The organism is Pseudomonas sp. NPDC012596 (assembly GCF_042902325.1).
GTDB lineage: Bacteria > Pseudomonadota > Gammaproteobacteria > Pseudomonadales > Pseudomonadaceae > Aquipseudomonas.
In genome coordinates this window covers 95,531-118,496 of record NZ_JBIBEB010000010.1, presented here as the reverse complement: position 1 = coordinate 118,496, position 22,966 = coordinate 95,531, and the positions used below count along the sequence as shown (strand labels likewise).

Annotated in this window: 22 protein-coding genes and 1 pseudogene; 14 read left to right on the top strand and 9 right to left on the bottom strand. The window is 64.2% G+C overall.

Features of this window, described 5'->3' with window-relative positions; genetic code table 11:
• Positions 1–197: 197 nt before the first annotated feature.
• The 4 genes and pseudogenes from ACFY68_RS14285 (at position 198) to ACFY68_RS14270 (ending at position 2,759) form a co-directional block, all read left to right on the top strand.
• The gene (locus tag ACFY68_RS14285) at positions 198–749 is read left to right on the top strand and encodes a DUF4174 domain-containing protein (RefSeq protein WP_387528286.1); all 552 of its coding nucleotides are present in this window, start codon (positions 198–200) and stop codon (positions 747–749) included.
• A 170-nt stretch (positions 750–919) separates the two neighbouring features.
• Positions 920–1,162: pseudogene (locus ACFY68_RS14280) on the top strand (EF-hand domain-containing protein); the annotation flags it as partial.
• 81 nt (positions 1,163–1,243) lie between these two features.
• The gene (locus ACFY68_RS14275) at positions 1,244–2,080 is read left to right on the top strand and encodes a DUF692 domain-containing protein (RefSeq protein WP_387528283.1); all 837 of its coding nucleotides are present in this window, start codon (positions 1,244–1,246) and stop codon (positions 2,078–2,080) included.
• Positions 2,061–2,759: a DUF2063 domain-containing protein gene (locus ACFY68_RS14270; RefSeq protein ID WP_387528281.1), complete on the top strand. Its 699-nt coding sequence runs from the start codon at positions 2,061–2,063 to the stop codon at positions 2,757–2,759. The genes ACFY68_RS14275 and ACFY68_RS14270 overlap by 20 nt, the downstream gene beginning before the upstream one ends.
• Before the next feature lie 53 nt (positions 2,760–2,812).
• Here the strand turns inward: ACFY68_RS14270 and ACFY68_RS14265 are convergent, their stop codons facing one another.
• The 4 genes from ACFY68_RS14265 to ACFY68_RS14250 all read right to left on the bottom strand — a co-directional run bounded on the left by ACFY68_RS14265 (position 2,813) and on the right by ACFY68_RS14250 (position 6,133).
• Positions 2,813–3,307: a DoxX family protein gene (locus ACFY68_RS14265; protein WP_387528279.1), complete on the bottom strand. Its 495-nt coding sequence runs from the start codon at positions 3,305–3,307 to the stop codon at positions 2,813–2,815.
• A gap of 14 nt (positions 3,308–3,321) precedes the next feature.
• Positions 3,322–3,942 (bottom strand): ferric reductase-like transmembrane domain-containing protein, encoded by a 621-nt coding sequence (locus ACFY68_RS14260; RefSeq protein WP_387528276.1) that lies wholly within the window; start codon positions 3,940–3,942, stop codon positions 3,322–3,324.
• Between the two features lie 167 nt (positions 3,943–4,109).
• Complete coding sequence (locus ACFY68_RS14255) at positions 4,110–5,396, bottom strand: sensor histidine kinase (protein ID WP_387528273.1); 1,287 nt, start codon at positions 5,394–5,396, stop codon at positions 4,110–4,112.
• A complete protein-coding gene (locus ACFY68_RS14250) occupies positions 5,393–6,133 on the bottom strand; it encodes a response regulator (RefSeq protein WP_201207473.1) in 741 nt (246 codons plus the stop codon). The genes ACFY68_RS14255 and ACFY68_RS14250 overlap by 4 nt, the downstream gene beginning before the upstream one ends.
• A gap of 217 nt (positions 6,134–6,350) precedes the next feature.
• Here ACFY68_RS14250 and ACFY68_RS14245 point away from each other — a divergent pair, with 217 nt between their 5' ends.
• Both ACFY68_RS14245 and ACFY68_RS14240 read left to right on the top strand, forming a co-directional pair.
• Positions 6,351–6,626 (top strand): DUF2790 domain-containing protein, encoded by a 276-nt coding sequence (locus ACFY68_RS14245; protein WP_387528269.1) that lies wholly within the window; start codon positions 6,351–6,353, stop codon positions 6,624–6,626.
• Positions 6,616–7,152, top strand: coding sequence for a thioredoxin family protein (locus ACFY68_RS14240; RefSeq protein ID WP_387528266.1), 537 nt, complete (start codon positions 6,616–6,618; stop codon positions 7,150–7,152). The genes ACFY68_RS14245 and ACFY68_RS14240 overlap by 11 nt, the downstream gene beginning before the upstream one ends.
• A gap of 118 nt (positions 7,153–7,270) precedes the next feature.
• Here the strand turns inward: ACFY68_RS14240 and ACFY68_RS14235 are convergent, their stop codons facing one another.
• On the bottom strand, positions 7,271–8,119 hold the full coding sequence (locus ACFY68_RS14235; RefSeq protein WP_387528264.1) for a shikimate dehydrogenase: 849 nt from the start codon (positions 8,117–8,119) through the stop codon (positions 7,271–7,273).
• Complete coding sequence (gene aroQ / locus ACFY68_RS14230) at positions 8,116–8,565, bottom strand: type II 3-dehydroquinate dehydratase (RefSeq protein WP_346612930.1); 450 nt, start codon at positions 8,563–8,565, stop codon at positions 8,116–8,118. The genes ACFY68_RS14235 and aroQ overlap by 4 nt, the downstream gene beginning before the upstream one ends.
• A gap of 242 nt (positions 8,566–8,807) precedes the next feature.
• Between aroQ and ACFY68_RS14225 the strand changes: the two genes are divergently transcribed.
• Genes ACFY68_RS14225 through ACFY68_RS14215 form a run of 3 tightly spaced genes read left to right on the top strand, consistent with a single transcriptional unit; the run spans position 8,808 to position 14,413 of the window.
• Complete coding sequence (locus ACFY68_RS14225; protein ID WP_387528261.1) at positions 8,808–10,061, top strand: TolC family protein; 1,254 nt, start codon at positions 8,808–8,810, stop codon at positions 10,059–10,061.
• Positions 10,054–11,250 (top strand): efflux RND transporter periplasmic adaptor subunit, encoded by a 1,197-nt coding sequence (locus ACFY68_RS14220; RefSeq protein ID WP_387528259.1) that lies wholly within the window; start codon positions 10,054–10,056, stop codon positions 11,248–11,250. Before ACFY68_RS14225 ends, ACFY68_RS14220 begins: the two co-directional genes overlap by 8 nt.
• Before the next feature lie 16 nt (positions 11,251–11,266).
• Positions 11,267–14,413, top strand: a complete 3,147-nt coding sequence (locus ACFY68_RS14215) for an efflux RND transporter permease subunit (protein WP_387528256.1) — start codon at positions 11,267–11,269, stop codon at positions 14,411–14,413.
• Between the two features lie 97 nt (positions 14,414–14,510).
• On the opposite strand, the gene ACFY68_RS14210 is transcribed toward ACFY68_RS14215, so the two are convergent.
• On the bottom strand, positions 14,511–15,848 hold the full coding sequence (locus ACFY68_RS14210; RefSeq protein WP_387528254.1) for an MFS transporter: 1,338 nt from the start codon (positions 15,846–15,848) through the stop codon (positions 14,511–14,513).
• A gap of 235 nt (positions 15,849–16,083) precedes the next feature.
• Here ACFY68_RS14210 and ACFY68_RS14205 point away from each other — a divergent pair, with 235 nt between their 5' ends.
• Positions 16,084–16,812: a class I SAM-dependent methyltransferase gene (locus ACFY68_RS14205; RefSeq protein ID WP_387528251.1), complete on the top strand. Its 729-nt coding sequence runs from the start codon at positions 16,084–16,086 to the stop codon at positions 16,810–16,812.
• Positions 16,813–16,819: 7 nt separating this feature from the next.
• On the opposite strand, the gene ACFY68_RS14200 is transcribed toward ACFY68_RS14205, so the two are convergent.
• Entirely contained in the window at positions 16,820–17,503 is a 684-nt protein-coding gene (locus tag ACFY68_RS14200) for a FadR/GntR family transcriptional regulator (RefSeq protein ID WP_346612935.1), read from the bottom strand.
• A gap of 278 nt (positions 17,504–17,781) precedes the next feature.
• Between ACFY68_RS14200 and ACFY68_RS14195 the strand changes: the two genes are divergently transcribed.
• The 4 genes from ACFY68_RS14195 to ACFY68_RS14180 are packed head-to-tail and all read left to right on the top strand — an operon-like array spanning position 17,782 to position 20,620.
• Positions 17,782–18,567, top strand: coding sequence for a transporter substrate-binding domain-containing protein (locus ACFY68_RS14195; protein WP_387528248.1), 786 nt, complete (start codon positions 17,782–17,784; stop codon positions 18,565–18,567).
• A gap of 19 nt (positions 18,568–18,586) precedes the next feature.
• Positions 18,587–19,252 carry an amino acid ABC transporter permease gene (locus ACFY68_RS14190; protein ID WP_387528245.1) on the top strand — a complete coding sequence of 222 codons (666 nt, stop codon included), beginning with the start codon at positions 18,587–18,589 and terminating at the stop codon, positions 19,250–19,252.
• Positions 19,249–19,899, top strand: coding sequence for an amino acid ABC transporter permease (locus ACFY68_RS14185; protein ID WP_346613196.1), 651 nt, complete (start codon positions 19,249–19,251; stop codon positions 19,897–19,899). Before ACFY68_RS14190 ends, ACFY68_RS14185 begins: the two co-directional genes overlap by 4 nt.
• On the top strand, positions 19,886–20,620 hold the full coding sequence (locus ACFY68_RS14180) for an amino acid ABC transporter ATP-binding protein (RefSeq protein WP_387528242.1): 735 nt from the start codon (positions 19,886–19,888) through the stop codon (positions 20,618–20,620). The genes ACFY68_RS14185 and ACFY68_RS14180 overlap by 14 nt, the downstream gene beginning before the upstream one ends.
• A 168-nt stretch (positions 20,621–20,788) precedes the next feature.
• On the opposite strand, the gene ACFY68_RS14175 is transcribed toward ACFY68_RS14180, so the two are convergent.
• A complete protein-coding gene (locus ACFY68_RS14175) occupies positions 20,789–22,936 on the bottom strand; it encodes a TonB-dependent receptor (RefSeq protein WP_387528239.1) in 2,148 nt (715 codons plus the stop codon).
• Between the last annotated feature and the right edge of the window lie 30 nt (positions 22,937–22,966).

The following is a 22,966-nucleotide window of genomic DNA, read 5'->3' as shown; positions in this document are numbered from 1 at the left end:
TCCGCAGTGGCTTTGGACTATGCTCAGTCAGGATGTTGGCTGTTTCCCATAACGCTTGCATCCTGGGCTGAAGCATCATTGGAAACCGCCAGTTACTTTTCCCTGACCAACTGATGTTCGAAGTGGTTTAGGCTCCGGGTCGGATTTTTCTCCGTGATCTGTAGTCATTGGTTTATCGAGACAATAAGGAGATGTGTATGCTCGTCCGGTCACTGACCCTCGCCACCTTGCTCGCCGTCACTGGCCCGTTGTTCGCCGCCGACAGCGATGCCCCTCTGGCCAAGGAACTGGGCAAGGCACGGCCTTTGGTGATCATTGCCCCCAGTTCTGCCGACCCTACATTGAGGGGGTTGAATGAGGCGCTGAAGGATCCCGCTACCCAGGCGGCTTTCAAGGAACGTGGCCTGGTGGTGTACAGCGTCGCCAACATGATGGGCAAGCGTGAGGACAAGAACCTCGAACAGCAGACCACCATGGCCCTGATCCGTGAGCTCAAGCTCGGTGCGAGCAAGGGCACCAAGGTGATCCTGGTGGGCAAGGATGGCGAGCGGCACATGCTCAAGGATGACGAGTTGGGCGAGAAGCTCGATCCGCAGGCCATCATCAAGGCGGTCGACGAATTGCCCGCGACCGAGAAGGCTGTGGCCGCCCCGGAACCGGTTGCGGCCGTTCCTGAGCCCAAAGCCAAGGACAGCAAACCCGCCAAACCCGCCAAGCCTGCAGCGCCGCCCAAGCCGCTGGAGGACTGACAGGGCTCCCCCGCTCCTTGCTGTATGCCGTAGGAGCGGGCGCACTGCAGCTCTGTAATCTGACAACTCGGGACATCCAGTCCTATACATTGCGCTGATTGTGGTGATGTATCGGCGACGCTCCCTCACGCTCTAATGGCTCCTCTATTGCACTTATGTGGAGCTTCATCATGATTGATGCACGGAAAAAGCTTGGCCTGTTCGGCGCCACCTTGCTCGGCAGCATGGCCCTTGGCAGTAGTGCCTTTGCTGTAGAACCACTGCCCCAGGGTTATCAACTGGCATCTGCCAAGGCGCCGGGGGAAGGCAAATGTGGTGAAGGCAAGTGCGGCGCCGACGATAAGGCCACTAAAGGTGAAGGCAAGTGCGGTGAAGGCAAATGCGGCGAAAAGCCCAAGACCGACGCCAAAGGCTGACGACCTGCCCCATGAGTGAAGCAACGCCCCGCCTGCAGGTCAGGTGGGGCGTTGTGCGTGTTGTGGAGATCTTTACCGATGAGCCTCTTACCCTTGTTCACCGGCCTTGGCCTGCGCCGTGGTCTGATGCCTGAGCTGCTGACTCTCGATGAGGGCGCGCTGGACTTTCTGGAGTGTGCACCAGAAAACTGGATCGGAGTTGGGGGCGCCTACGGCCGTAGCCTGTCGCAGCTCACCGAGCGGTTTGCGCTGACCAGCCATGGTTTGTCGTTGTCCCTGGGGGGAAGCCTGCCGCTGAACCTCGAACTGCTGGAACAGACGCGACAGTTCCTCGATCGCCATAAGGTGCGCCTGTACAGTGAACATCTGAGCTACTGCGGCGATGACGGCTATCTCTATGACTTGATGCCGATCCCCTTTACCGACGAGGCCGTGCACCAAGTCGCAGCCAGAATCCGCCAGGCCCAGGACCATCTGCAGCGGCGCATTGCCGTGGAAAATATCAGCTATTACGCCGCGCCTTATCAAGCGCTGAGTGAGCTGGATTTCATCCGGGCGGTGCTCGCGGAGGCCGATTGCGACTTGCTTCTGGATGTCAATAACCTGTTCGTCAATGCCTGCAACCATGGTTATGACGCTCTGGCTTTTCTCCGCGGGCTGCCGGCTGCGCGGGTCACTGCCATGCATGTAGCCGGGCATTACGATGAAGCGCCGGACCTCAAGGTCGACACTCACGGCGCGCCGGTAAATGATGACGTCTGGGCCTTGTTCGCACTGGCCTGCCAGCGCTTTGGGGCGCAACCGACAGTCCTTGAACGTGACTTCAACTACCCGCCGTTGGCCAAGCTACTCGAAGAAACCGCGCGCGTCCGTGCGATACAGCAGGAGGTGTCGCATGGGCGAAACGTTGCGTGAGCAGCAGTTCACCCTGGCCCGGCACCTGCGCGATCCAGGCCGGCATCCCCCTCCACCTGGCGTTGAAGAGCGCCGCTTGAAGGTCTATCGCGAGCTATTCTACGGCGCCATTGAAGGCCTGCTGGCGGGCAGTTTCCCGGTGTTGCGCCAAGCCCTTGGCGAGCCGCGCTGGCATGCACGGGTGCGTGATTTCTACGCCAACTACCGCAGCCAAACCCCGCTGTTCACCCAGGTTGCCGAGGCGTTCATCGACTACCTTCAGGGCACCCAGGCTGATCCCCCGTGGCAGCTGGAGCTTGCGCACTACGAGTGGGTCGAGGCGCAGCTTTATCTGAGCGATGCCGAAGACCCGCCCCATGACCCACAGGGCGATCTGCTGCAGGGCGAACCGCTGTTGTCGTGCATGGCCAGGGTACTGGCCTATCAGTGGCCGGTGGAACGTATTGGCCCTGACTTCCAGCCAGAGCAGGCCCCTGGGCTGCCAACCTTGCTGATGGTGTATCGCGATGCCAGCCTGCAAGTGCGCTTTTCACGCCTGACGCCCATGGCGTACCGCTTGCTGGCACAGGTGAACGGCAGTGGGCGCGAGCGCTTGCAGGCTTTGGGGGCAGACCATCAGCAAGGCCTGGCGCTGCTGGAGAGCTTGCGTGGGCTAGGCGTTGTCATCGGTACACGCTGAATTGAAAACGGGCTCTTCGCCAGCTGCGACGAGCCCGTCGTTGTGCGTGCTGCTCAGGCTTGGGCAGCGAAGCGCCCTTTGAGCCAGTGATCAAGGCTCAGGCGGCCGGCGCCTTTGAGCAGAAGCGGCAGCAGTGCCACCAGATAGATCACCGGCAACTTGAAGTTGCCGAAGCCCTGGTCAGTAAAGGCGTAGCCCTGCGCCAGTTCCGCCAGGGTCCACCAGTGCATCGGCCAGTGCACTGCGGCTATCGCAACCACTGTGATCACCATCAATCCTGCCGAAGCAAACCGCGTGCCGAGCCCTAGCAGCAATAACAGTGGCAGAACCAACTCGGCCCACATCGACAGCTGCCAGTTCAGTTCTGCGGGCAGCATGTTGAAGGGGAACGGGAAACTCTCCTGCAATTCGCCGAACCAATTGCTGCCATTTAATTTCTCAACGCCGGATTCAAAGAACTCCCAGGCCAGAAAAAGCCGTAACGGCAGGTCGGCGCTCCAGTTACCGAAGCGGTCGACGGTGGTGAGGGTGCGGGTCAGGGTGGTCATGGTTCTTCTCTTCCTCAGGATAGGGCTGTGGCACTGCGGCGCTGGGATTGCGCCCGTTTGGCGGTGAGTTTGAGTGCAATGGCGGCGAACATCAGGGCGAAAGCCAGTGGGTACCAACCACCCATGGGGATGCGGTTGTAGAACGACAGGCAGAACACCCCGGCCAACACCCACATGCCGGTGCTGTGCAGGGCTTTCCAGGCCCGCCCGCCGAGCAGGCGCATCGGGGCTTTGAAAGAGGTCAGGGTCAGCATCAGCAGAAAGAGGTAGCCGATGCTGCCGGGCAGGCTGGATGTCACTGTGCGGCCGGCCCAGAACAGTTCGGGAAACTGCTGGGCGTAGCGGTAGATCAAGGCGCCGTGCACGGTGTGGGAAAAGGCGAAAGCCAGGCCCAGGAAACGCCGTTCGCGCAAGACCCGCCTGCTTGCGGGGCCTGGCAACAAGGCCACCAGCGAGGACGCCAGAAACGCCAGCAGAAACAGTGCGAAGGAGCTGCGTGCGGTGGCACGGATGGCGCTGCGCAAGCCGTCCGAGCCGAGTGGGTGAGCGGCGAGGACCACCGCAGTCATGGCCAGGGTCAAGCCGGCGAGGGCGGCAAAAAGCTTCCAGCCGGAGGGAAGGGCGATGGCTCTCATCAAGGGGGCTCCCGGTGTGTCAATGTGTGACCGGAAGTGTGGCGGGGTTGGGTATCTGCAGTGTGTCGGCGCAGGCTGTGTTGTGTATCGGACTGTAGTTATGGGGTGCGTAGGAAAACCTCATCGCGGCGTATCGGAGCCTCGCACCGCGAAGTTGTCATGCGTGTTCATCTCAGCTCGATCTGTGCGCACAGCCCGCCGCCCTGGCGGTTGCTCAAGGTCAACCGCCCACCCATGGCCTGGGTCAACTGCTGGGCAATGGCCAACCCCAGGCCGGTGCCCCCGGTGCTGCGGTTGCGCGAGCTTTCCACCCGGTAGAACGGCTTGAGCACTTCGTTGAGCTCTGCTTCGGGAATGCCTGGGCCCTCGTCGAGCACGCGAATCAAGATCAGCCCGTGTTCACGGCTGACCTCCAGCTGGGCCTTGCCGGCGAACTTCAGGGCATTGTCCAGCAGGTTGACCAGCACCCTGCGCAACGCATGCGGGCGCGCTTCCAGCAGGCTGCCGGTAATGCCATGGCGCTCGACTTGAGCCCCGCTGTCCTGGTAGTCGAACACCACGCTGTCGAGGAAGGCATCGAGGTTGATGCGGCAGGCAGGCTCGGTGTTGATGTCCATGCTGCGGGCATAGGCCACGCCTTCGCGCACCAGGTGCTCCATGGCATCCAGGTCATGCCACAACTTATCCTTTTCGACTCCCTCATCCATGACTTCGACACGCAGCTTCATGCGTGTGATCGGCGTTTGCAGGTCGTGGGAAATCGCTGCCAGCAATTGCATGCGTTCTTTGAGATAAGCCGCGATGCGCGCCTGCAGGGCATTGAACGCCGTGGCGGCATATTGCACCTCACGTGGGCCGCTTTCGTCCAGCCGCATGCCCGGTTTGTCCGGGTCGAGGTCGTCCAGTGCCTTGATCAGGCGGGTCAGCGGGCCGATGGCCAGGCGTACGGCCAGCCAGGTACAGAACAGCAACACGGCTAGCTGGATCAGCAGCACCCCTGGCAACCATTTGGCCACGGGCACGGGCGTCGGGGTTACGTCGATGGTCAGTGGCGCCCCGTCGGCCAGGCGCAGGTGGGCTTGAAAGTGTGCGTTCGGCCCGGGGATGTCCTGGAATGTCAGGCGATAGCTGTTGCCGATCGCCTTGACGATGGACTCCGCCGCCATCGGAGGGTCTTCGCTGGGCATTGCCGCGCCCGTCAGGCCTTCATCCAGCCGATAGCGGTAGGTGCGTCGCTCGAGGCGCGGCAACCAGGCGGCGCGTTCGGCGGCAGGCAGGCGGTCGAGAATGGCTACCGACGTGGCGACGTCCTGTTCCAGGTTGTTGAGCATCATCGAACGGCTGCTGATGTAGCGCTCGTACGCCTGCAGGCTGAATGACAGCCCGTAGGCCAGCACCAGGCCAGTAAAGAAGATCAGTGCCAGGCGCGAGGCCAAGGTGCGTGGCCACTTCATGACGGCGACTCGAGCAGCTGCACCGGTAGCGAAAACACATAGCCTTCGCTGCGCACGGTCTTGATGCAGCTGGGTTCACGGGCGTCGTCACCCAGGCGCTGGCGCAGCCGGCTGACCAACAGGTCGATGGAACGGTCGAAGATGTCGGCCTCGCGGCCTTGCGTCAGGTTGAGCAGTTGTTCGCGGCTGAGCACCCGTTGTGGGTGGTCGAGAAACACCCGCAACAGGCGGTATTCGGCGCCGCTGAGGGCAACCAGGGTGCCTTCGCTGTCGAGCAGGTGGCGCGCGGTGGTGTCCAGGCGCCACTGGCCGAAGGCGAGCAGGCGGCTGCTTTCGCTGATGGTCAGGTTGGGCGGCAGCATGCGGGTGCGGCGCAGCACGGCATTGATACGCGCCAGCAGTTCGCGGGCGGAGAAAGGCTTGGTCAGGTAGTCGTCGGCGCCCATTTCCAGGCCGATGATGCGATCGGTCTCGTCGTTGCGCGCGGTCAGCATCAGCACCGGCGTGTTGCGGTGCTTGCCGGCGCGCAGTTCGCGGCACAGCAGCAGGCCGTCATCGCCCGGCATCATGATGTCGAGGACGATCAGGTCGACGCTGTTGGCTTCGAGGAAGGCGCGCATCTGCCGGCCATCGGCGACGATGCTGGTGCGCAGGCCGTTCTTCTTCAGGTAGTTGCCGACCAGTTCGCGGATCTCGCGGTCGTCGTCGACGATCAGGATGTGATCGACATGTTCCATCGCTGGGGTCCTGTGCAAGGGGAGTGGGCGCAGTGTATCGAGCAGGCGGGTGCTTGCCTGCAGGGGTTTGTATTGCAGTGTATCTGGCGCCTGCACAGATACAGCAGGAAGCACATCACAGGTTTGGCGACACATGCGCGATACCTGGCGGGGGTGAAATGGCTCTCGACCGGGGAGCAACACTCCTCACCCTTCGAAGCTGCACAGGAGCGATACCATGAACGTCAAAACCCTTGCTTGCGCCAGCCTGTTCGCGGTGCTCAGTTTTGGCACCCTGGCTGCCCAGGCCACCAGCATGCCGATGACCGACAACAATGCCATGCAGTATCGCTATGGCGACCATCTGGACGTGAAGAAAGTGCTGTCCGTCAAAGATGATCAAAGCAACGCCTGTGGCGTTGTCAACACCCGCATGGACTACCTGGACTCCAAAGGCCAGCACGAGAGTGTGGAATACCGCTCCTACGCCACGGCGGGTTGCCATGACAATTGATCATCGCGCGCTGTTAAAGGTGGGCGGCGTGGCCTTGGCGCTCGTTGGCCTGGGCCTGGCCGGCCACTTGATGGCCCGCGACAGCTACGGCGCCATGCCTTCGCTGTCCGGGGCCAGCGAGTGGCTCAACTCGCCGCCGCTGGATGCCCCGGTGCTCAAGGGCAAGGTGGTGCTGGTGGATTTCTGGACCTGGGACTGCATCAACTGCCAGCGAAGCTTGCCGCATGTGAACGACTGGGCCCGGCGTTATGCCGACCAGGGGCTGGTAGTGGTAGGTGTGCATACGCCGGAGTACGACTACGAGCACGATGTCGGTCAGCTGAAAAGCAAAGTGGCCCGCCTGGGCATCGGTTATCCGGTGGCGGTAGACAACGATTACCGGGTGTGGAATGCCTGGGGCAATCAGTTCTGGCCCGCCCATTACTTCGTCGATCGACAGGGGCAGGTCAGGCATGTGCACTTTGGCGAGGGGGATTATGACGGGCAGGAGAAAGTCATCCAGGCGCTGCTGGATGAAAAAGGTTGATGCGTGTCTATGCCGGCCTCTTCGCGGGGCAAGCCCGCTCCCACAGCCATTGCGCTGAATCTGGTATCAGCGGTGGCCTGTGGGAGCCGGCTAGGCCCGCGAAAGGGCCGGTGCTGGCTCAGCTGAAGCTGGCAAAATGCGCCTGCATCCGCCCCGCATCGGCCTGGCGCCCGCTGAACAGCTCGAACGCCTTGACCGCCTGGAATACCGCCATGTTGCTGCCATCCAGCGTTCGGCAGCCCAAAGCCCGCGCCGCGCGCAGCAGTTCGGTTTCCAGCGGGAAGTAGATGATTTCAGCCACCCACAGCCGCGCGTGCAGCAGTTCTACCGGCAGTGGTGTGCCTGGCAACTTGGCCATGCCGACCGGCGTGGTGTTGACCAAGCCATCCGCCTGGGCCAGTTCACTGGCCAAGTCCGTACCGATGACTGCCCGGCCTGCGCCGAAACGTGCATTGAGGTTGTCGACCAGTGCCTGCGCGCGTGCCGCATCCACTTCGAACAGCACCAGCCGCTCGACCCCTTCGCCCAGCAACGCATGGGCCACCGCTGACCCCGCGCCGCCCGCGCCCATTTGCACCACCTGGCGCCGGGCCACATCGGGCAGGCCGCGGCGCAAGCCTTCGGCAAAGCCCAGGCAATCGGTGTTGTGGCCGACGCGTTTGCCGTCCTTGAGGACCACGGTGTTTACCGCACCGATACCACTGGCCTCCTCGGACAGTTCGTCGAGCAGCGGCAGGATCGCCTGCTTGAACGGGTAGGTAATGTTCAGCCCGGTGAAGCCGGTGTGCTGGGCGGCATCCAGCAGTTGCGGCAGGGCGCTGTCGTCCAGTTGCAACTGGTCGGCATCGATCAGGCGATAGAGATAACGCAGGGCCTGGGCATCGCCCTCGTGTTCGTGCAGGGCAGGCGTGCGCGACAGCTGGATGCCGCGGCCGATCAGGCCGGCAAGGATGGCTGGCTGGGTCATGCGGCCTGCTCCCGCAGCGTTTCGGCAAAGTGGCTCAGGGCCATGCGGTAGCCGTGGCTGCCCAGGCCGCAGATCACACCGACGGCGATCGACGAAACGAACGACAGGTGGCGGAAGGGCTCACGCTTGTGCACGTTGGACAGGTGCACTTCGATCACCGGCAGTTCACTGGCGACCAGTGCGTCGCGGATCGCCACCGAAGTGTGGGTCCATGCACCGGGGTTGATGACGATACCGGCGCAACGGTTGCGGGCCGCGTGGATCCAGTCGATCAATTCGCCTTCATGGTTGGTCTGGCGGAATTCGATTTCCAGGCCGTGGGCGTGTGCCGTGTCGGCACAGCTCTGCGCGAGGTCGGCAAGGGTTTCACGGCCGTACTGAGCGGGTTCGCGGGTACCCAGCATATTCAGGTTAGGGCCGTTGAGCACGAGGATAAGAGGCTTCATGGCGGGCTTCGCTTTATTGTTGTTGAACGCCTTTATGTTTGTACCACCCGGTTAGTTTCGTCAATTGGGTTGACTGTCGCAGGGGGAAAAGTGGGCGATTATCGGACTGATGTTGCACGTACCCGCGAACAGCCCGCAGTCATATCAGTGCTCGATTACACAATTGTAATGTTCACGCCACCGCCCCGATAACCACCGCTCCCTACAGTCCCTCGCCACCGCTCGCCGACGAGGACATCGAAGTGCCGACCCCCCGCAAAGTCATCATGCTCTGCCTGTTGCTGACGGCCGCCGCCAGCGCCCAGGCAGGGCAAGGCCTGAGCCTGCCCGAGGCGCTCGCCGCGGCTTTTGCCAACAACCCCGAGCTGGCCGCCGCCGGCCGCGAGATTGGCATTGCCGAGGGCGAGCGTCGCCAGGCCGGGCTGCTGCCCAACCCTGAATTGTCCTGGGAAGTCGAAGACACCCGCCGCGACACCAGCACCACCACCGTTACCCTCAGCCAGCCGCTGGAGCTGGGCGGCAAGCGCGGTGCGCGCATCGCTGTTGCCGGCAGCGGCCAGGCCATCGCCCAGCTCGAACTGGAGCGTCAGCGCAACGCCCTGCGCGCCGATGTGGTGCAGGCATTTCACGCCGCCCTGCGCGCGCAGACCGCGCTGGCGTTGGCGCAACAGTCGCAGGCGTTGACCGAGCGAGGTGTGCGGGTGGTACAAGGCCGGGTCAGCGCAGGCCAGTCGTCGCCGGTAGAAAGCACCCGCGCCCAGGTGCAGCTGGCTCAGGCGCAAGCCGAAGTACGCCGCGCCGAAACCCAACAGGCAGTGGCCTATCAGGCATTGGCGCGGCTGACTGGCAGCCCGGTGGCGATGTTCGACCGGTTGCCGGCTGCCGAATTGTCCCCCGGTACGGCGCCCAAGGCCGAAACCCTGCTCGAAAAGGTGGAGCAGACCGCCGACTGGCGCCTGGCCGCTGCGCAGATCGAACGTGGCGAGGCCTCGTTGGGTTCGGCAAAAGCCCAGCGTATTCCGGACCTGACCGTGAGCATCGGCAGCCAGTACAGCCGCGAAGATCGCGAACAGGTCAACGTGGTGGGGTTATCCATGCCGCTGCCGTTGTTCGACCGCAACCAAGGCAATGTGCTGGCCGCAGCCCGCCGTGCCGACCAGGCCCGCGACCTGCGCAATGCCGTCGAGCTGCGCGTGCGCAGCGAAACCCGCAGCGCCGTCAGCCAGTGGCACACGGCAATGCAGGAGGTTGACGCCTATGACCGGACCATCCTGCCCTCGGCGCAACAAGCCGTGGACACCGCCACCCGTGGTTTCGAGATGGGCAAGTTTGCCTTCCTCGACGTGCTCGATGCCCAACGCACGCTGATCGAGGCGCGCGGGCTGTATCTCGAGGCGCTGGCTATGGCGACCGACGCGCGTGCACAGGTCGAGCGCATTTACGGCGACCTTGAGGGTTTGAGCAAAACACCGAACAGCAGGAGCAACCATGAATAACCCACGCAAGCTGGCCCTTCTGGCCGCCGCCATCGCCGTGCTCGGCCTCGGCGGCCTGGCCTGGACCGGCAACCTCGGCCAAGCCCGCAGTGGCGAGGCCAGCCATGACGACCACGGTGAAGGCAGCCACGCCCACGCTGAAGAAGCGGGTGAAGCGCATGAGGAAGAAGAAGGCCAGTTGCACTTGAGCAGCGCCCAGATCGAGGCCGCCGGCATCCAGCTGGCTGCTGCCGCACCGCGCGAACTGGGCACCGCGATCAGTTTCCCCGGCGAAATCCGCTTTGACGAAGATCGCACCGCGCACGTGGTCCCCCGAGTGCCCGGCGTGGTCGAGGCGGTGCACGCCGACCTCGGCCAGGCGGTCAAGCGTGGCCAGGTTCTGGCCGTGATCGCCAGCCAGCAGATTTCCGACCTGCGCAGCGAGCAGCAGGCCGCCCAGCGCCGCCTCGAGCTGGCGCGCCTGACCTTTCAGCGCGAGCAGCAACTGTGGCAGGAGCGCATCAGTGCCGAGCAGGACTATCAGCAGGCCCGTCAGGCCCTGCAGGAGGCCGAGATCGCCTTGGCCAATGCCCGGCAGAAAGTCGCCGCAGTCGGCCCGGCCGGGGCGGGCAACCGGTACGAGCTGCGGGCGCCTTTTGATGCGGTGGTGGTGGAGAAGCACCTGACCGTGGGTGAAGTGGTCGATGAGACCAGCAACGCGTTCACCCTTTCTGACCTGAGCAGGGTCTGGGCCACGTTCGCCGTGGCCCCACGCGACTTGCTCAAGGTCACCACCGGGCGCAGCGTCACCGTCAGCGCACCGGACCTCGGCGCCGAGGTCGAGGGCAAGGTCAACTACGTCGGCAGCCTGCTCGGCGAGCAGAACCGCGCCGCCACCGTCCGCGCCACCCTGGCCAACCCCAACGGCGCCTGGCGCCCCGGGCTGTTCGTCAACATCGCTGTCAGCGTCGAGCGCTTCAACGCCGCCGTGGTGGTACCAGAAAGCGCACTGCAGACCTGGGAGCAGCAGACCGTGGTGTTTGCCCGCACCGAAGAGGGCTTCGAGGCTCGCCCGGTGAAGGCCGGGCGGCGTGACGCAGGCCAGGTGGAAATCACCGAAGGCCTTGCGGCCGGTACCCAGGTGGCTGCTGCCGGCAGCTTCGTCCTCAAGTCGGAGCTCGGCAAGGGCTCCGCCGAGCACAGTCATTGATCATGGGGATGCTTGCATGTTCGAACGCCTGATCCAATTCGCCATCGAGCAGCGCCTGGTGGTGATACTTGCCGTGGTGCTGATGGCCGCCGTGGGTATCCACAGCTACCAGAAACTACCGATCGATGCGGTACCTGATATCACCAACGTCCAGGTGCAGATCAACACTGCCGCGCCCGGCTACTCGCCGCTGGAAACCGAGCAGCGCATCACCTTCGCCATTGAAACCGCCATGGCCGGCCTGCCCGGGCTCAAGCAGACCCGCTCGCTGTCGCGCTCCGGCCTATCACAGGTGACGGTCATCTTCGACGATGGCACCGACCTGTTCTTTGCCCGGCAACTGGTCAACGAGCGCCTGCAGGTGGCTCGCGAGCAGTTGCCCGCAGGTATCGAGGCCAGCATGGGGCCGATCTCCACCGGGCTGGGGGAAATCTTCCTGTGGACGGTGGAAGCCGAGGAGGGCGCGCTCAAGGACGACGGGACGCCCTACACAGCCACCGACCTGCGGGTGATCCAGGACTGGATCATCAAGCCGCAGTTGCGCAACGTGCCGGGGGTGGCTGAGGTCAACAGCATCGGTGGCCACGCCAAGCAATACCTGATCGCCCCAGAGCCCAAGCGCCTGTCGGCGTACAAACTCACCCTCAACGACCTGATCGCCGCCCTGGAACGCAACAACGCCAACGTCGGGGCGGGCTACATCGAGCGCAACGGCGAGCAGTTGCTGATCCGTGCCCCGGGCCAGTTGGCCTCGGCCGATGACATCGCCAATATCGTCATCTCCAGCGCCGACGGCACGCCCATCCGTGTCAGCCATGTCGCGCAGGTCGGCCTGGGCGAGGAGCTGCGCTCCGGTGCTGCCACCGAAAACGGCCGTGAAGTGGTGCTGGGCACGGTGTTTATGTTGGTCGGTGAAAACAGCCGCACGGTGGCCCAGGCGGTTGCGGCCAAGCTCGTCGAGATCAACCGTAACCTGCCAAAGGGCGTGGTCGCGGTGACGGTGTATGACCGCACAAACCTGGTCGAGAAGGCTATCGCCACGGTCAAGAAGAACCTCATCGAGGGCGCGATCCTGGTGGTCGCCGTGCTGTTCCTGTTCCTGGGCAATATTCGCGCCGCGCTCATCACTGCCATGGTGATCCCGTTGTCGATGCTGTTCACCTTCACCGGCATGTTCAGCAACAAGGTCAGCGCCAACCTCATGAGCCTTGGCGCCCTGGACTTCGGCATCATCGTCGACGGCGCGGTGGTGATCGTCGAAAACGCCATCCGCCGCCTCGCCCATGCCCAGCAACGCCACGGCCGAATGCTGACCCGTGGCGAACGTTTTCACGAGGTATTTGCCGCCGCCCGTGAAGCGCGCCGGCCGCTGATCTACGGCCAGTTGATCATCATGGTGGTGTACCTGCCGATCTTTGCCCTGACCGGGGTCGAAGGCAAGATGTTCCACCCCATGGCCTTCACCGTGGTGATGGCCCTGCTGGGCGCCATGATCCTCTCGGTGACCTTCGTGCCGGCCGCCATCGCGCTGTTCGTCACCGGCAAGGTCAAGGAGGAAGAGGGCGTGCTGATGCGCACTGCGCGCAAACGTTATGCCCCTGTGCTGGCCTGGGTGCTGGGCCGGCGCAAGCTGGCGTTTACCGGCGCCGCGTTACTGGTGCTGCTGTCCGGCATCATGGCCAGCCGCATGGGCAGCGAGTTCATCCCCAGCCTCAGCGAGGGCGACTTTGCCTTGCAGGCGCTGCGTGTACCGGGCACCAGCCTGTCGCAGTCGGTGGACATGCAACAGCGCCTAGAGCGCGCGATCATCAGCCAGGTCCCGGAAGTGCAACGGGTGTTTGCCCGTACCGGCACGGCCGAAATTGCCTCCGACCCGATGCCGCCGAACATCTCCGACGCCTACGTGATGCTGCACCCGCGCGAGCAATGGGCCGACCCTGGCAAGCCGCGTGAGGCGCTGATTGCCCAGGTGCAACGCGCCGCCGCCAGCGTGCCGGGCAGCAACTATGAGATGTCGCAACCGATCCAGCTGCGCTTCAACGAGCTGATCTCCGGTGTGCGCAGCGACGTGGCGGTGAAGGTATTCGGTGACGACATGGAGGTGCTCAACCGCACCGCCTCGCAGATCGCCGCCAGCCTGCAGCAGGTGCCGGGTGCGTCGGAAGTGAAGGTGGAACAGACCACCGGCCTGCCAGTGCTGACCATCGACATCGACCGCGACAAGGCCGCCCGCCATGGCTTGAACGTGGGTGATGTGCAGGACGCCATCGCCATTGCCGTGGGCGGGCGCACGGCGGGCACGCTGTATGAAGGCGATCGCCGCTTCGACATGGTGGTGCGCCTTGCCGAGACGCTGCGCACCGATGTCGATGGCTTGGCCAGCCTGTTGATTCCAGTGCCTGCAAACGCGGCAGGTGGGGCTGGGCAAATCGGTTTCATCCCCCTGTCGCAAGTGGCGACACTGAACCTGCAACTAGGGCCGAACCAGGTCAGCCGCGAAGACGGCAAGCGTGTGGTGGTGGTCAGCGCCAACGTGCGCGGACGTGACTTGGGCTCGTTTGTCGAAGAGGCCGAGCAGACCCTGCTGCAGCAAGTGCCGATTCCACCCGGCTACTGGACCCGTTGGGGCGGCCAGTTCGAGCAGTTGCAATCGGCCGCCGAGCGCCTGCAGGTAGTGGTGCCGGTAGCATTGCTGCTGGTGATGGGCTTGCTGCTGATGATGTTCAACAACCTGCGCGATGGCCTGCTGGTGTTCACCGGCATTCCTTTTGCCTTGACCGGCGGTGTGCTGGCGCTGTGGCTGCGGGATATTCCGCTGTCGATTTCGGCCGGCGTTGGTTTTATCGCGTTGTCTGGCGTGGCGGTGCTCAATGGCCTGGTGATGATTGCTTTTATCCGTAGCTTGCGCGAAGAAGGGCGCAGCTTGCGCGTTGCAGTTGAGGAGGGGGCGCTGACGCGCTTGCGGCCCGTGCTGATGACGGCGCTGGTGGCATCGCTCGGGTTCATCCCGATGGCATTGGCCACGGGCACCGGGGCTGAAGTGCAGCGGCCGCTGGCGACGGTGGTGATTGGCGGGATTCTCTCATCCACGGCGCTGACCTTGCTGGTGTTGCCGGCGCTTTACCAGTGGGCGTATCGGCGGGAAGAGGCTGAGGAGGGTTGAGATGGCCGGGGCTGCTGCGCAGCCCTTTCGCAACACAAGGCCGCTCCCACAGCTACAGCGTTGGGGGCGGGCTTGCCCGCGAATGGGCCGCAAATGCTCAAAGGGCGCTACCGGCTGCTCGCCGTTGGCCGTCTGCAGCCGGCTCTTCATGCAACGAAATCCGTGAAGTCTCCGGCAACGCCAACCCGCCCACCAACGCCACCAGTGCGATCACCACCAGGTAAAACGCCGGTGCCAGGCTGCTGCCGGTCTGCCCGATCAGCCAGGTCGCCACCAGCGGCGCGGTACCGCCAAACAGGGTATAGGCCACGTTGTAGGTAATCGCCGAGGCGGTATAGCGGGTGCGGGTGGGGAAGCTCTCCGACAACAGCGCCGCGGTCACCACGCCACTGCTCAATGCCCCCACCGCTAGCAGCATCACCCCCAGCAGCGCGCCCGACATCGAGCCGGAGCTGGCCAGCCAGTAGGCCGGGAACACGCAGACCATCACCCACAGGCACGTGAAGCCGATGGTCTTGCGCCGCCCCACCCGGTCCGAGAACGCGCCGGCCAACGGGCAACCGATGGCGGCGAATAGCAGCGCCACGGTGGTGACCAGCAACGATTGCGCGCGGGTCAGGTTGCCGACCAGTTGCAGGTAGGTGGCGAAGTAAGTGGTGAACATGTAGAACGACAGCGCCGTGAGCGAAATGAACGCCCCCAGGTTGCGAATGGCCCGGCCATGGTGGCGCAGGGTGTCCTTGAGCGGCGAATGCTCATGCACCTTGCCTTGGGCGATGGCCTCGCGGAATGCTGGGGTTTCCTCCATGCGCCAGCGCAAGTACAGGCCCACCAGGCCCAGCGGCGCCGCGACCAGGAAGGGTATGCGCCAGCCCCAGGCCGCCATTGCCTCCGCCGACAGGCTGGCTTCCAGGCCGTAGGCGATCACGGCCGCGCAGGCAAACGCCGAGAAGGTCGACACGGGCACGAAGCTGCCGTAGAACGCGCGCTTGTTCTGTGGCGCATGTTCCATCAGGTAAGCGCATGCCCCAGCGTACTCGCCGCCGGCCGAGAACCCTTGCAGGCAGCGCGCCAGGGTCAGCAGCGCCGGGGCGGCGAGGCCGATGCTGGCGTAGGTCGGCAACAGGCCGATCAGCGTGGTGGAGCCGGCCATCAGCAGGATGGTCAGCGACAGGATGCGCTTGCGCCCGAGCCGGTCGCCCAAGGCGCCGAAGACGATCCCGCCGAGCGGCCGCAAGGCAAACGCCACGGCAAACACCGCGAAGGTCTTGAGCAAGGCCACGCTGGCATCACCGCTGGCGAAGAACTGGCTGGCGATAAGGGTGGCGAGGAAGCCGTAGACGGCAAAGTCGAACCACTCGACGAAATTGCCGATCGCCGAGGCGGCGATCACCCGGCGCAGGGTGGCGGGGGATACCTCATGAGTTGCGGACATGTGGGAACGCTCCGGTTTCCAAAGGCAGCCTGGAGGGAAAGTGAGGCGGTCCGGGCCGCTTCATCATTTTTGTTACAGCCAGTAGACCGGCGCAGGTGGGAGGGCGCTTTGTCGAGGGCGACACCGGGATATCTTTTTTGACCACTCCAAAGCGGGCTTGCCCGCGAACAGGCCGGAGCAAACGATAGCGGCAATGGATTAAAGTCTGGGTCTACCGCCTTTTCCAGGAGCCCCCATGGCCCAGAACATCTACGACAACCCCGCCTTTTTCGCCGGCTACAGCCAGCTCCCCCGCCAGGTGCTGGGCCTGGACGGCGCACCCGAGTGGCCGGCAATCCGTGCCATGCTGCCCGACCTGCACGACAAACGCGTGGTCGACCTGGGCTGCGGCTTTGGCTGGGCCTCGCGCTGGATGCGTGAGCAGGGCGCAGCTTCGGTGCTGGGCCTGGACCTGTCACAGAACATGATCGAACGCGCCCGTCGCGATACCCCCGACCCTGCCATCGAATACTGCATCGCCGACCTCGACAACCTGCAGTTGCCCCCGGCGGCCTTCGACCTGGCCTACAGCGCGCTGACCTTCCACTATGTCGAGGATTTCGCTCGCCTGATCGCGACGCTGGTCCAATCACTGGCACCCGGCGGCCACCTGGTGTTCACCATCGAGCACCCCATCTACATGGCGGCTGCCAAACCGGACTGGCTCAGGGATGCGGACGGTCGCCTGACCTGGCCGGTCAATGGTTACTCGGTGGAAGGCGAGCGGCGCACCGACTGGTTCGCCAAGGGCGTGCTCAAGCATCACCGCACCCTTGCAACCACGCTCAACACCCTGATCGAGGCAGGCCTGCGGATCGACCGCATCGAAGAATTCGCCCCCACTGCAGCGCAGATTGCAGCGCTACCGGCACTGGCCGAAGAACTGGAGCGGCCAATGATGCTGCTGGTGTCGGCACAGCGCTGAGCCACTGCTAAACCGAAAACACCACCCCGGTGCGCGACGCCGCGTTGCGGATGTGCTCCTGCATCGCCTTCTGCGCCGAGGCCTGCGAACGGCGGGCGAGGGCGCGGAGGATCTTGCGGTGCTCCTGCCAGGTTTCCATGGCCCGTTCGGGGCGGATGAAGGGCAGCTTCTGGCTTTCCAGGAAGATCTCCTGGCTGGCGGTGATGACTTGCAGCATGGCGTGGTTGCCGCAGGCTTGCAGCAACTGCTGGTGAAAGGCGAAGTCGAGGCGGGCAGCGGCTTCAAAGCGGCCCGCGCGCAGCTCCTGGCGCATCGCTTCGACGTTCTCTTCCAGGCGATCGATATCATCGGCGGTCAGCGCCAGTGCGGCCTGCCCGGCGGCAAAGCCCTCCAGGGCATAACGCAGCTGAAAGGTATCGGTGGCAGAAACCTGCTCGGCATACGGCCAGGCGAACGCCGAGGGTGCTGGCGCTTGCACGAACACCCCTCTGCCTGGTTGCACGCTGACCAGGCCCAGCGCGCTGAGCGACGACAGCGCTTCACGCAGTGACGCGCGGCTCACCCCCAACTGCTCCGCCAGGTCGCGCTGCGAGGGCAACGCGTCGCCCGGTTGATAGCCGCCTTCATCAATCAGCTTGCGGATGCTGTGCAGGGCCTGTTCGGGGACGGCGCGGGGGAGGGTGTCGAGCATGCTGTTCAGACCAGTCGGAGGGCGATGACCTTGGCTTTTTACGGCCATTGCCGCGCGCTGGCAAGCTTTGCTCCGCACTGGCGCAGGTGACGCAGGGCTTGCACGAAAGCGGGGCGTGGCAGCTCAAGCATGAAGGGGCGGCCGTTAACTGTTCAGACCAGTAAGACCGTTCAGCGCCGGGCCTCGGCGGCTGTCGAGCAGGGTTTGCGAGCATTCTGGCATGCCCCGTGCACTGCCCAGCCAGCACTCAATCCCCTGGTAACCTGCGAGGCCATCCCATGAAGACATTCCGCACCTTGTTCCTGGCCAGCCTGTGCTGCAGCGGCGCCCTGATGCTGCCAACCGCCCAGGCTGACGCGCTGGCCGACATCAGCGCCCGTGGCGTGCTCAAGGTGGCCGTGCCGCAGGACTTCCCGCCTTTCGGTTCGGTCGGCCCCGACCTCAAACCCCGTGGCCTGGACATCGACACCGCACAGTTGCTGGCGGACAAGCTGGGCGTGAAGCTGGCCCTGACCCCGGTCAACAGCACCAACCGCATTCCGTTTCTCACCACCGGCAAGGTCGACCTGGTGATCTCCAGCCTGGGCAAGAACCCCGAGCGCGCCGCGGTGATTGATTTCTCCCGGCCATATGCACCGTTCTACCTCGCCGTGTTCGGCCCGGCCGAGGCCGACATTGCCGGCATCGATGCGGTCGCTGGCAAAACCATCAGCGTGACCCGCGGCTCGATCGAGGACATGGAGCTGAGCGCCGTAGCGCCCAAGGGCGCGGTGATCAAACGCTTCGAAGACAACAACTCAACCATCGCCGCTTACCTGTCGGGCCAGGTCGAGCTGATCGCCAGTGGCAGTGTGGTGATGGCGGCCATCGCCGAGAAAAACCCGGCCAAGGTGCCGGTGGTCAAGGTCAAGCTCAAGGATTCGCCGGTCTATGTTGGCCTGGCCAAGAACGAGCCGGCACTGCTGGACAAGGTCAACACCACCCTGGAAGCCGCCAAGGCCGACGGCAGCCTGAACCGCAACGCCGAAAAATGGCTGAAGCAGCCGCTGCCGGCCGACCTCTGAGCGGCCTGGAGCCTGAATCATGGCCTATGCATTCGACTTCGCCCCCGTACTCGCCCAGGCCGACCTGCTGGTCAAGGGCGCCTGGTTCACCCTGCACCTGACGGCAGTCGGCACGCTGCTGGGCGTGGCTATCGGCGTGCTCGGCGCCGGTGTGCGCGCCTGGCGGGTGCGGCCGTTCGATGCGCTGTTCGGCCTGTACGTGGAGCTGATCCGCAACACGCCTTTCATCGTTCAGCTGTTTTTCATTTTCTTCGGCCTGCCGGCTTTGGGCATTCGCCTGAGCGAATGGCAGGCGGCGGTGTTGGCCATGGTGGTCAACCTCGGCGCCTACTCCACCGAAATCATCCGCGCCGGTATTCAGGCCATCCCCAAGGGCCAGCTGGAGGCAGCTGCAGCCTTGGCCATGAGCCGCTTCGAAGCGTTCCGCCATGTAGTGTTGCAGCCGGCGCTGGCCAAGGTCTGGCCGGCGCTGACGAGCCAGATCGTGATCGTCATGCTCGGCTCGGCGGTGTGCTCGCAGATCGCCACCGAGGAGTTGTCGTTCGCCGCCAACTTCATCCAGTCGCGCAACTTTCGGGCCTTCGAAACCTACCTGCTGACCACCGTGCTGTACCTGCTGATGGCCATTGTGCTGCGCCAGTTGCTGGCCTGGCTGGGGCAACGCCTGCTGATGGGGAAACGCTGATGGACTTCACCTTCTGGGACATCCTGCGCAACCTGTTGCTGGGGTTGCAATGGACCTTGCTGCTGTCGCTGGTGGCATTCGTGTTTGGCGGCCTGGCGGGCCTGCTGGTGCTGGTCGCTCGAATTGCCCAATGGCCCGTGCTGCGCGGCCTGGCGCGGGGCTACATCGAGCTGTTCCAAGGCACGCCGCTGCTGATGCAGCTGTTCATGGTGTTCTTCGGCATCGCCTTGCTGGGCCTGGATGTGTCCGCCTGGATGGCGGCCGCCATTGCCCTGACCTTGTTCACCAGCGCGTTCCTTGCCGAGATCTGGCGCGGCTGCGTCGAGTCCATCCCGCGTGGCCAGTGGGAGGCGTCCGGCAGCCTGGCGCTGAGCCGCATGGAGCAGCTGCGCCATGTGATCCTGCCGCAGGCGCTACGCATCGCCGTGGCGCCGACCGTGGGGTTTTCCGTGCAGGTGGTCAAGGGCACGGCGGTGACTTCGATCATCGGTTTTACCGAGCTGACCAAAACCGGCGGCATGCTGGCCAACGCCACCTTCGAGCCGTTCATGGTCTATGGCCTGGTCGCGCTGGGCTATTTCATCCTTTGCTACCCGCTCTCGCTGAGCGCCCGTTATTTGGAGAGGAGGCTGCATGCCCCTGCTTAGAGTGTCTGCGCTGCACAAGTACTACGGCGACAACCACGTGCTCAAGGGTGTCGACCTGAGCATCGAAGAAGGCGAGGTGGTGGCGATCATCGGCCGCAGCGGCTCGGGCAAGAGCACCTTGCTGCGTGCCCTCAACGGCCTGGAGTCGATCAGCGACGGGGTGATCGAGGTGGACGGTGAATACCTCGATGCCGGCCGCGCCGACTTGCGTGCCCTGCGCCAGAAGGTGGGCATGGTGTTCCAGCAGTTCAATCTGTTCCCCCACCTGAGTGTGGGCGAAAACGTGATGCTAGCGCCGCAAGTGGTGAAAAAGGCCAGCAGGGCTGAAGCGCGCGAGCTGGCCGAGCAAATGCTGGCGCGGGTGGGCCTTGCGGAAAAATTCGATGCTTACCCGGACCGGCTTTCAGGGGGCCAGCAGCAGCGGGTGGCGATCGCCCGGGCGCTGGCCATGTCACCCAAAGTGTTGCTGTGCGACGAGATCACCTCGGCGCTCGACCCTGAGCTGGTCAATGAAGTGCTGGGGGTGGTGCGCCAGCTGGCCAGCGAGGGCATGACCCTGATCATGGTTACCCATGAAATGCGCTTTGCCCGCGAGGTCGGCGACAAGCTGGTGTTCATGCACCATGGCAAGGTGCATGAGGTGGGGCACCCCCGCGAAGTATTCGCCGCGCCAAGGACTGCGGAGCTGGCCAACTTCATTGGTGCGGTGGCTTCAGCTTAAGGATCGCAATCATTTGTAGGAGCTGGCTTGCCTGCGATCGGCTGCGAAGCAGTCGTAAAATCAGTATCTGCGCAGTGTCAGACAAAACCCGGATACCGAATTTACGACTGCTTCGCAGCCGATCGCAGGCAAGCCAGCTCCTACAGGGCACCGCCTGGGCTCAAGGGGTTAGAAGCGCATATCCACCGCCACCTCGAACGTCCTCGGCGCGCCCATGTAGTACTGCAGCCCATATGCCTGCTTGGCATACACCTCGTCGGTCAGGTTGCGCACCCGGCCGGTGACCGTGGTGTGCTCGTCCAGGCGGTAGCGGGCGAAGGCCCCGAACAAGGTGTAGGCCGGCGCCTTCAGGGTGTTGGCGTTATCCGCATACACCGACCCGACATAGCGCCCGTCCACCCCCGCCGACCATGCTGGGGTAAAGCTGTAGGTCAGCCACAGGTTGCCGACATTGGCGGGCACGTTGACCGGCGCATTGCCCTTGCGCGAGACAGATACGCCATTGACCGCTTCGTTGAATTCATCGTACTCGGCATCGACGTACGCATAGTTGGCCTCGGCCAGCAGCTTGGCGGTGACCTGCAGGCGCCCGGACAGCTCGATACCACGCGAAGTCTGTTGGCCGGCCTGCACCGTCAGGTTCGGGTTGGCCGAATCGCGCACGGCAAAGTCCTTGCGCACGATCTGGTACACCGCCACCGTTGCCGCGCCCCGGCCGTCGAGGAAGTCGACCTTGCTGCCGACTTCCCACTGCTCGCCCTTGGACAGATCGAACAGGCCCACGTTGGAGTACGTGGCCGCCGCCAGTGACCCGGCAGGCAGGTCGGCCGAGCTGCTGTATTGCGCGTACACGCTGGCCGACGGGGTCAGCGCGTAGGTCAGGCCGATGCGCCCGGACAGCGGCTCCCAACGTCGTTCGAAGTAGGCCGGGGACGTGGGCGTGACAGCGCCGTAGTTGGTCACTTGCATGTCCAGGTAGTCGTAGCGCAAGGCCGTCAGCAGGGCCAGGCGATCGGTCAACTGCAAGCGGTTCTCGGCGAACACGGCGCGGTTGGTGACCTCATGGCGCCGCTGTTTGGTCAGCCCCGCGTTCACCACCGGGATGTCATCGAAGCTGCCCGGGTCGAAATGGTCAGGGTCGACCACATCGCTCCAGTTGCCCGAGGTCGGGTACAGCGTCTGGCGCATGCGCGAGTAGTCCAAGCCCAGTGACCACTGGCTGGCCAGGCCGAACAGCTGGTTGTCATGACGCAGTTCAAGGCGGTCCCCCAGCACATTCTGGTCGTGGCGCTGCAGGTAGGGGCTGGCGCGCAGCACGTTGCCGTCGCTGGTGTAGCTGTAGCGCTCGACGTTGCGGTAATCGCGCTGGGCGTTGTAGTGGTACAGCGTGTTCTGCACGCTGGTGCTGTCGCTGACCTGGTAATCGAGGATCGAGCGCAGCCAGCGCACGCGCTGCTCGTAACGGCCGTCGGCGACGTTGTAGTTTTCGAAGCGGCGGCTGTTGTCGATCTTCATGGTGCTGCGCCCGGGCAGTATCGGCGAACCCCAGTACGGGCTGTCCTCGGTGTCTTCCTGGTATTCCAGCGCCAGGGTGTGCGTGAGGTTGGGCGCCAGGTCGCTGAGCAGCGAAAACGCCAGGCTGTCGGTCTGGCGCTTGTTGCGGTCGATGTAGCCGTTGCCCTGGCCGTGGCTGAAGTCCAGGCGCATGAAGTGGCGGGCGTCGCCCGGGTTGCTGGCCAGGGCCTGGTTGATGCCGAAGGCGACTTCCGAATCGTCGAAGCTGCCATAGCGAATGCGCCCATCGATCACCTGCTGATCCCGGCTGGCAAGCTTGGTGATGTAGTTGATCGAGCCACCCACGGCACCTGCGCCGTGCAGGAACGAGGACGGGCCGCCGATCAACTCGACCCGGTCCAGCACCCACGCATCAATCGGCCGGGTGGCACTGCTGTAGCCAAGGTTGATGCCGTTGTACAACTGCGTCACCTGGTTCTGGGTGAAGCCGCGGTAGCTGACGTAGCCGCCATAGCCTGGGTTGGCCGAAGCGTTCACGCCGGTCATGGCGTTGATCACGTCCTGGCTGTCCTTATCGCCGCGCTCTTCGATGACGCGGCGGTCGGACACGCTCACCGAGGCGGGCGTTTCCCGTGCAGTCAGGCCCAGCCGCGAACCGGTGCGGATCGGCTCGTCCAGCTGCACGCCGGAAGGCGCCTCGCGCTGGCCATCGATGGTGGTGGCGGTGAGTTCGACGGCGTCGTCCGCCCAGGCGAGGGTGCAGGTGCTCATCAGGAGCACCAGGGAGGTAGTGCGGAACATGTTGTTGTGTCTTCCACGCAAAGGTCATGG

Excerpts from the sequence above, each read along its gene's own strand:
- ACFY68_RS14285 (WP_387528286.1), top strand. The coding sequence starts at position 198 with ATGCTCGTCCGGTCACTGACCCTCGCCACCTTGCTCGCCGTCACTGGC.
- ACFY68_RS14275 (WP_387528283.1), top strand. The coding sequence starts at position 1,244 with ATGAGCCTCTTACCCTTGTTCACCGGCCTTGGCCTGCGCCGTGGTCTG.
- ACFY68_RS14270 (WP_387528281.1), top strand. The coding sequence starts at position 2,061 with ATGGGCGAAACGTTGCGTGAGCAGCAGTTCACCCTGGCCCGGCACCTG.
- ACFY68_RS14265 (WP_387528279.1), bottom strand. The coding sequence starts at position 3,307 with ATGACCACCCTGACCCGCACCCTCACCACCGTCGACCGCTTCGGTAAC.
- ACFY68_RS14260 (WP_387528276.1), bottom strand. The coding sequence starts at position 3,942 with ATGAGAGCCATCGCCCTTCCCTCCGGCTGGAAGCTTTTTGCCGCCCTC.
- ACFY68_RS14255 (WP_387528273.1), bottom strand. The coding sequence starts at position 5,396 with ATGAAGTGGCCACGCACCTTGGCCTCGCGCCTGGCACTGATCTTCTTT.
- ACFY68_RS14250 (WP_201207473.1), bottom strand. The coding sequence starts at position 6,133 with ATGGAACATGTCGATCACATCCTGATCGTCGACGACGACCGCGAGATC.
- ACFY68_RS14245 (WP_387528269.1), top strand. The coding sequence starts at position 6,351 with ATGAACGTCAAAACCCTTGCTTGCGCCAGCCTGTTCGCGGTGCTCAGT.
- ACFY68_RS14240 (WP_387528266.1), top strand. The coding sequence starts at position 6,616 with ATGACAATTGATCATCGCGCGCTGTTAAAGGTGGGCGGCGTGGCCTTG.
- ACFY68_RS14235 (WP_387528264.1), bottom strand. The coding sequence starts at position 8,119 with ATGACCCAGCCAGCCATCCTTGCCGGCCTGATCGGCCGCGGCATCCAG.
- aroQ (WP_346612930.1), bottom strand. The coding sequence starts at position 8,565 with ATGAAGCCTCTTATCCTCGTGCTCAACGGCCCTAACCTGAATATGCTG.
- ACFY68_RS14220 (WP_387528259.1), top strand. The coding sequence starts at position 10,054 with ATGAATAACCCACGCAAGCTGGCCCTTCTGGCCGCCGCCATCGCCGTG.
- ACFY68_RS14215 (WP_387528256.1), top strand. The coding sequence starts at position 11,267 with ATGTTCGAACGCCTGATCCAATTCGCCATCGAGCAGCGCCTGGTGGTG.
- ACFY68_RS14210 (WP_387528254.1), bottom strand. The coding sequence starts at position 15,848 with ATGTCCGCAACTCATGAGGTATCCCCCGCCACCCTGCGCCGGGTGATC.
- ACFY68_RS14205 (WP_387528251.1), top strand. The coding sequence starts at position 16,084 with ATGGCCCAGAACATCTACGACAACCCCGCCTTTTTCGCCGGCTACAGC.
- ACFY68_RS14200 (WP_346612935.1), bottom strand. The coding sequence starts at position 17,503 with ATGCTCGACACCCTCCCCCGCGCCGTCCCCGAACAGGCCCTGCACAGC.
- ACFY68_RS14195 (WP_387528248.1), top strand. The coding sequence starts at position 17,782 with ATGAAGACATTCCGCACCTTGTTCCTGGCCAGCCTGTGCTGCAGCGGC.
- ACFY68_RS14190 (WP_387528245.1), top strand. The coding sequence starts at position 18,587 with ATGGCCTATGCATTCGACTTCGCCCCCGTACTCGCCCAGGCCGACCTG.
- ACFY68_RS14180 (WP_387528242.1), top strand. The coding sequence starts at position 19,886 with ATGCCCCTGCTTAGAGTGTCTGCGCTGCACAAGTACTACGGCGACAAC.
- ACFY68_RS14175 (WP_387528239.1), bottom strand. The coding sequence starts at position 22,936 with ATGTTCCGCACTACCTCCCTGGTGCTCCTGATGAGCACCTGCACCCTC.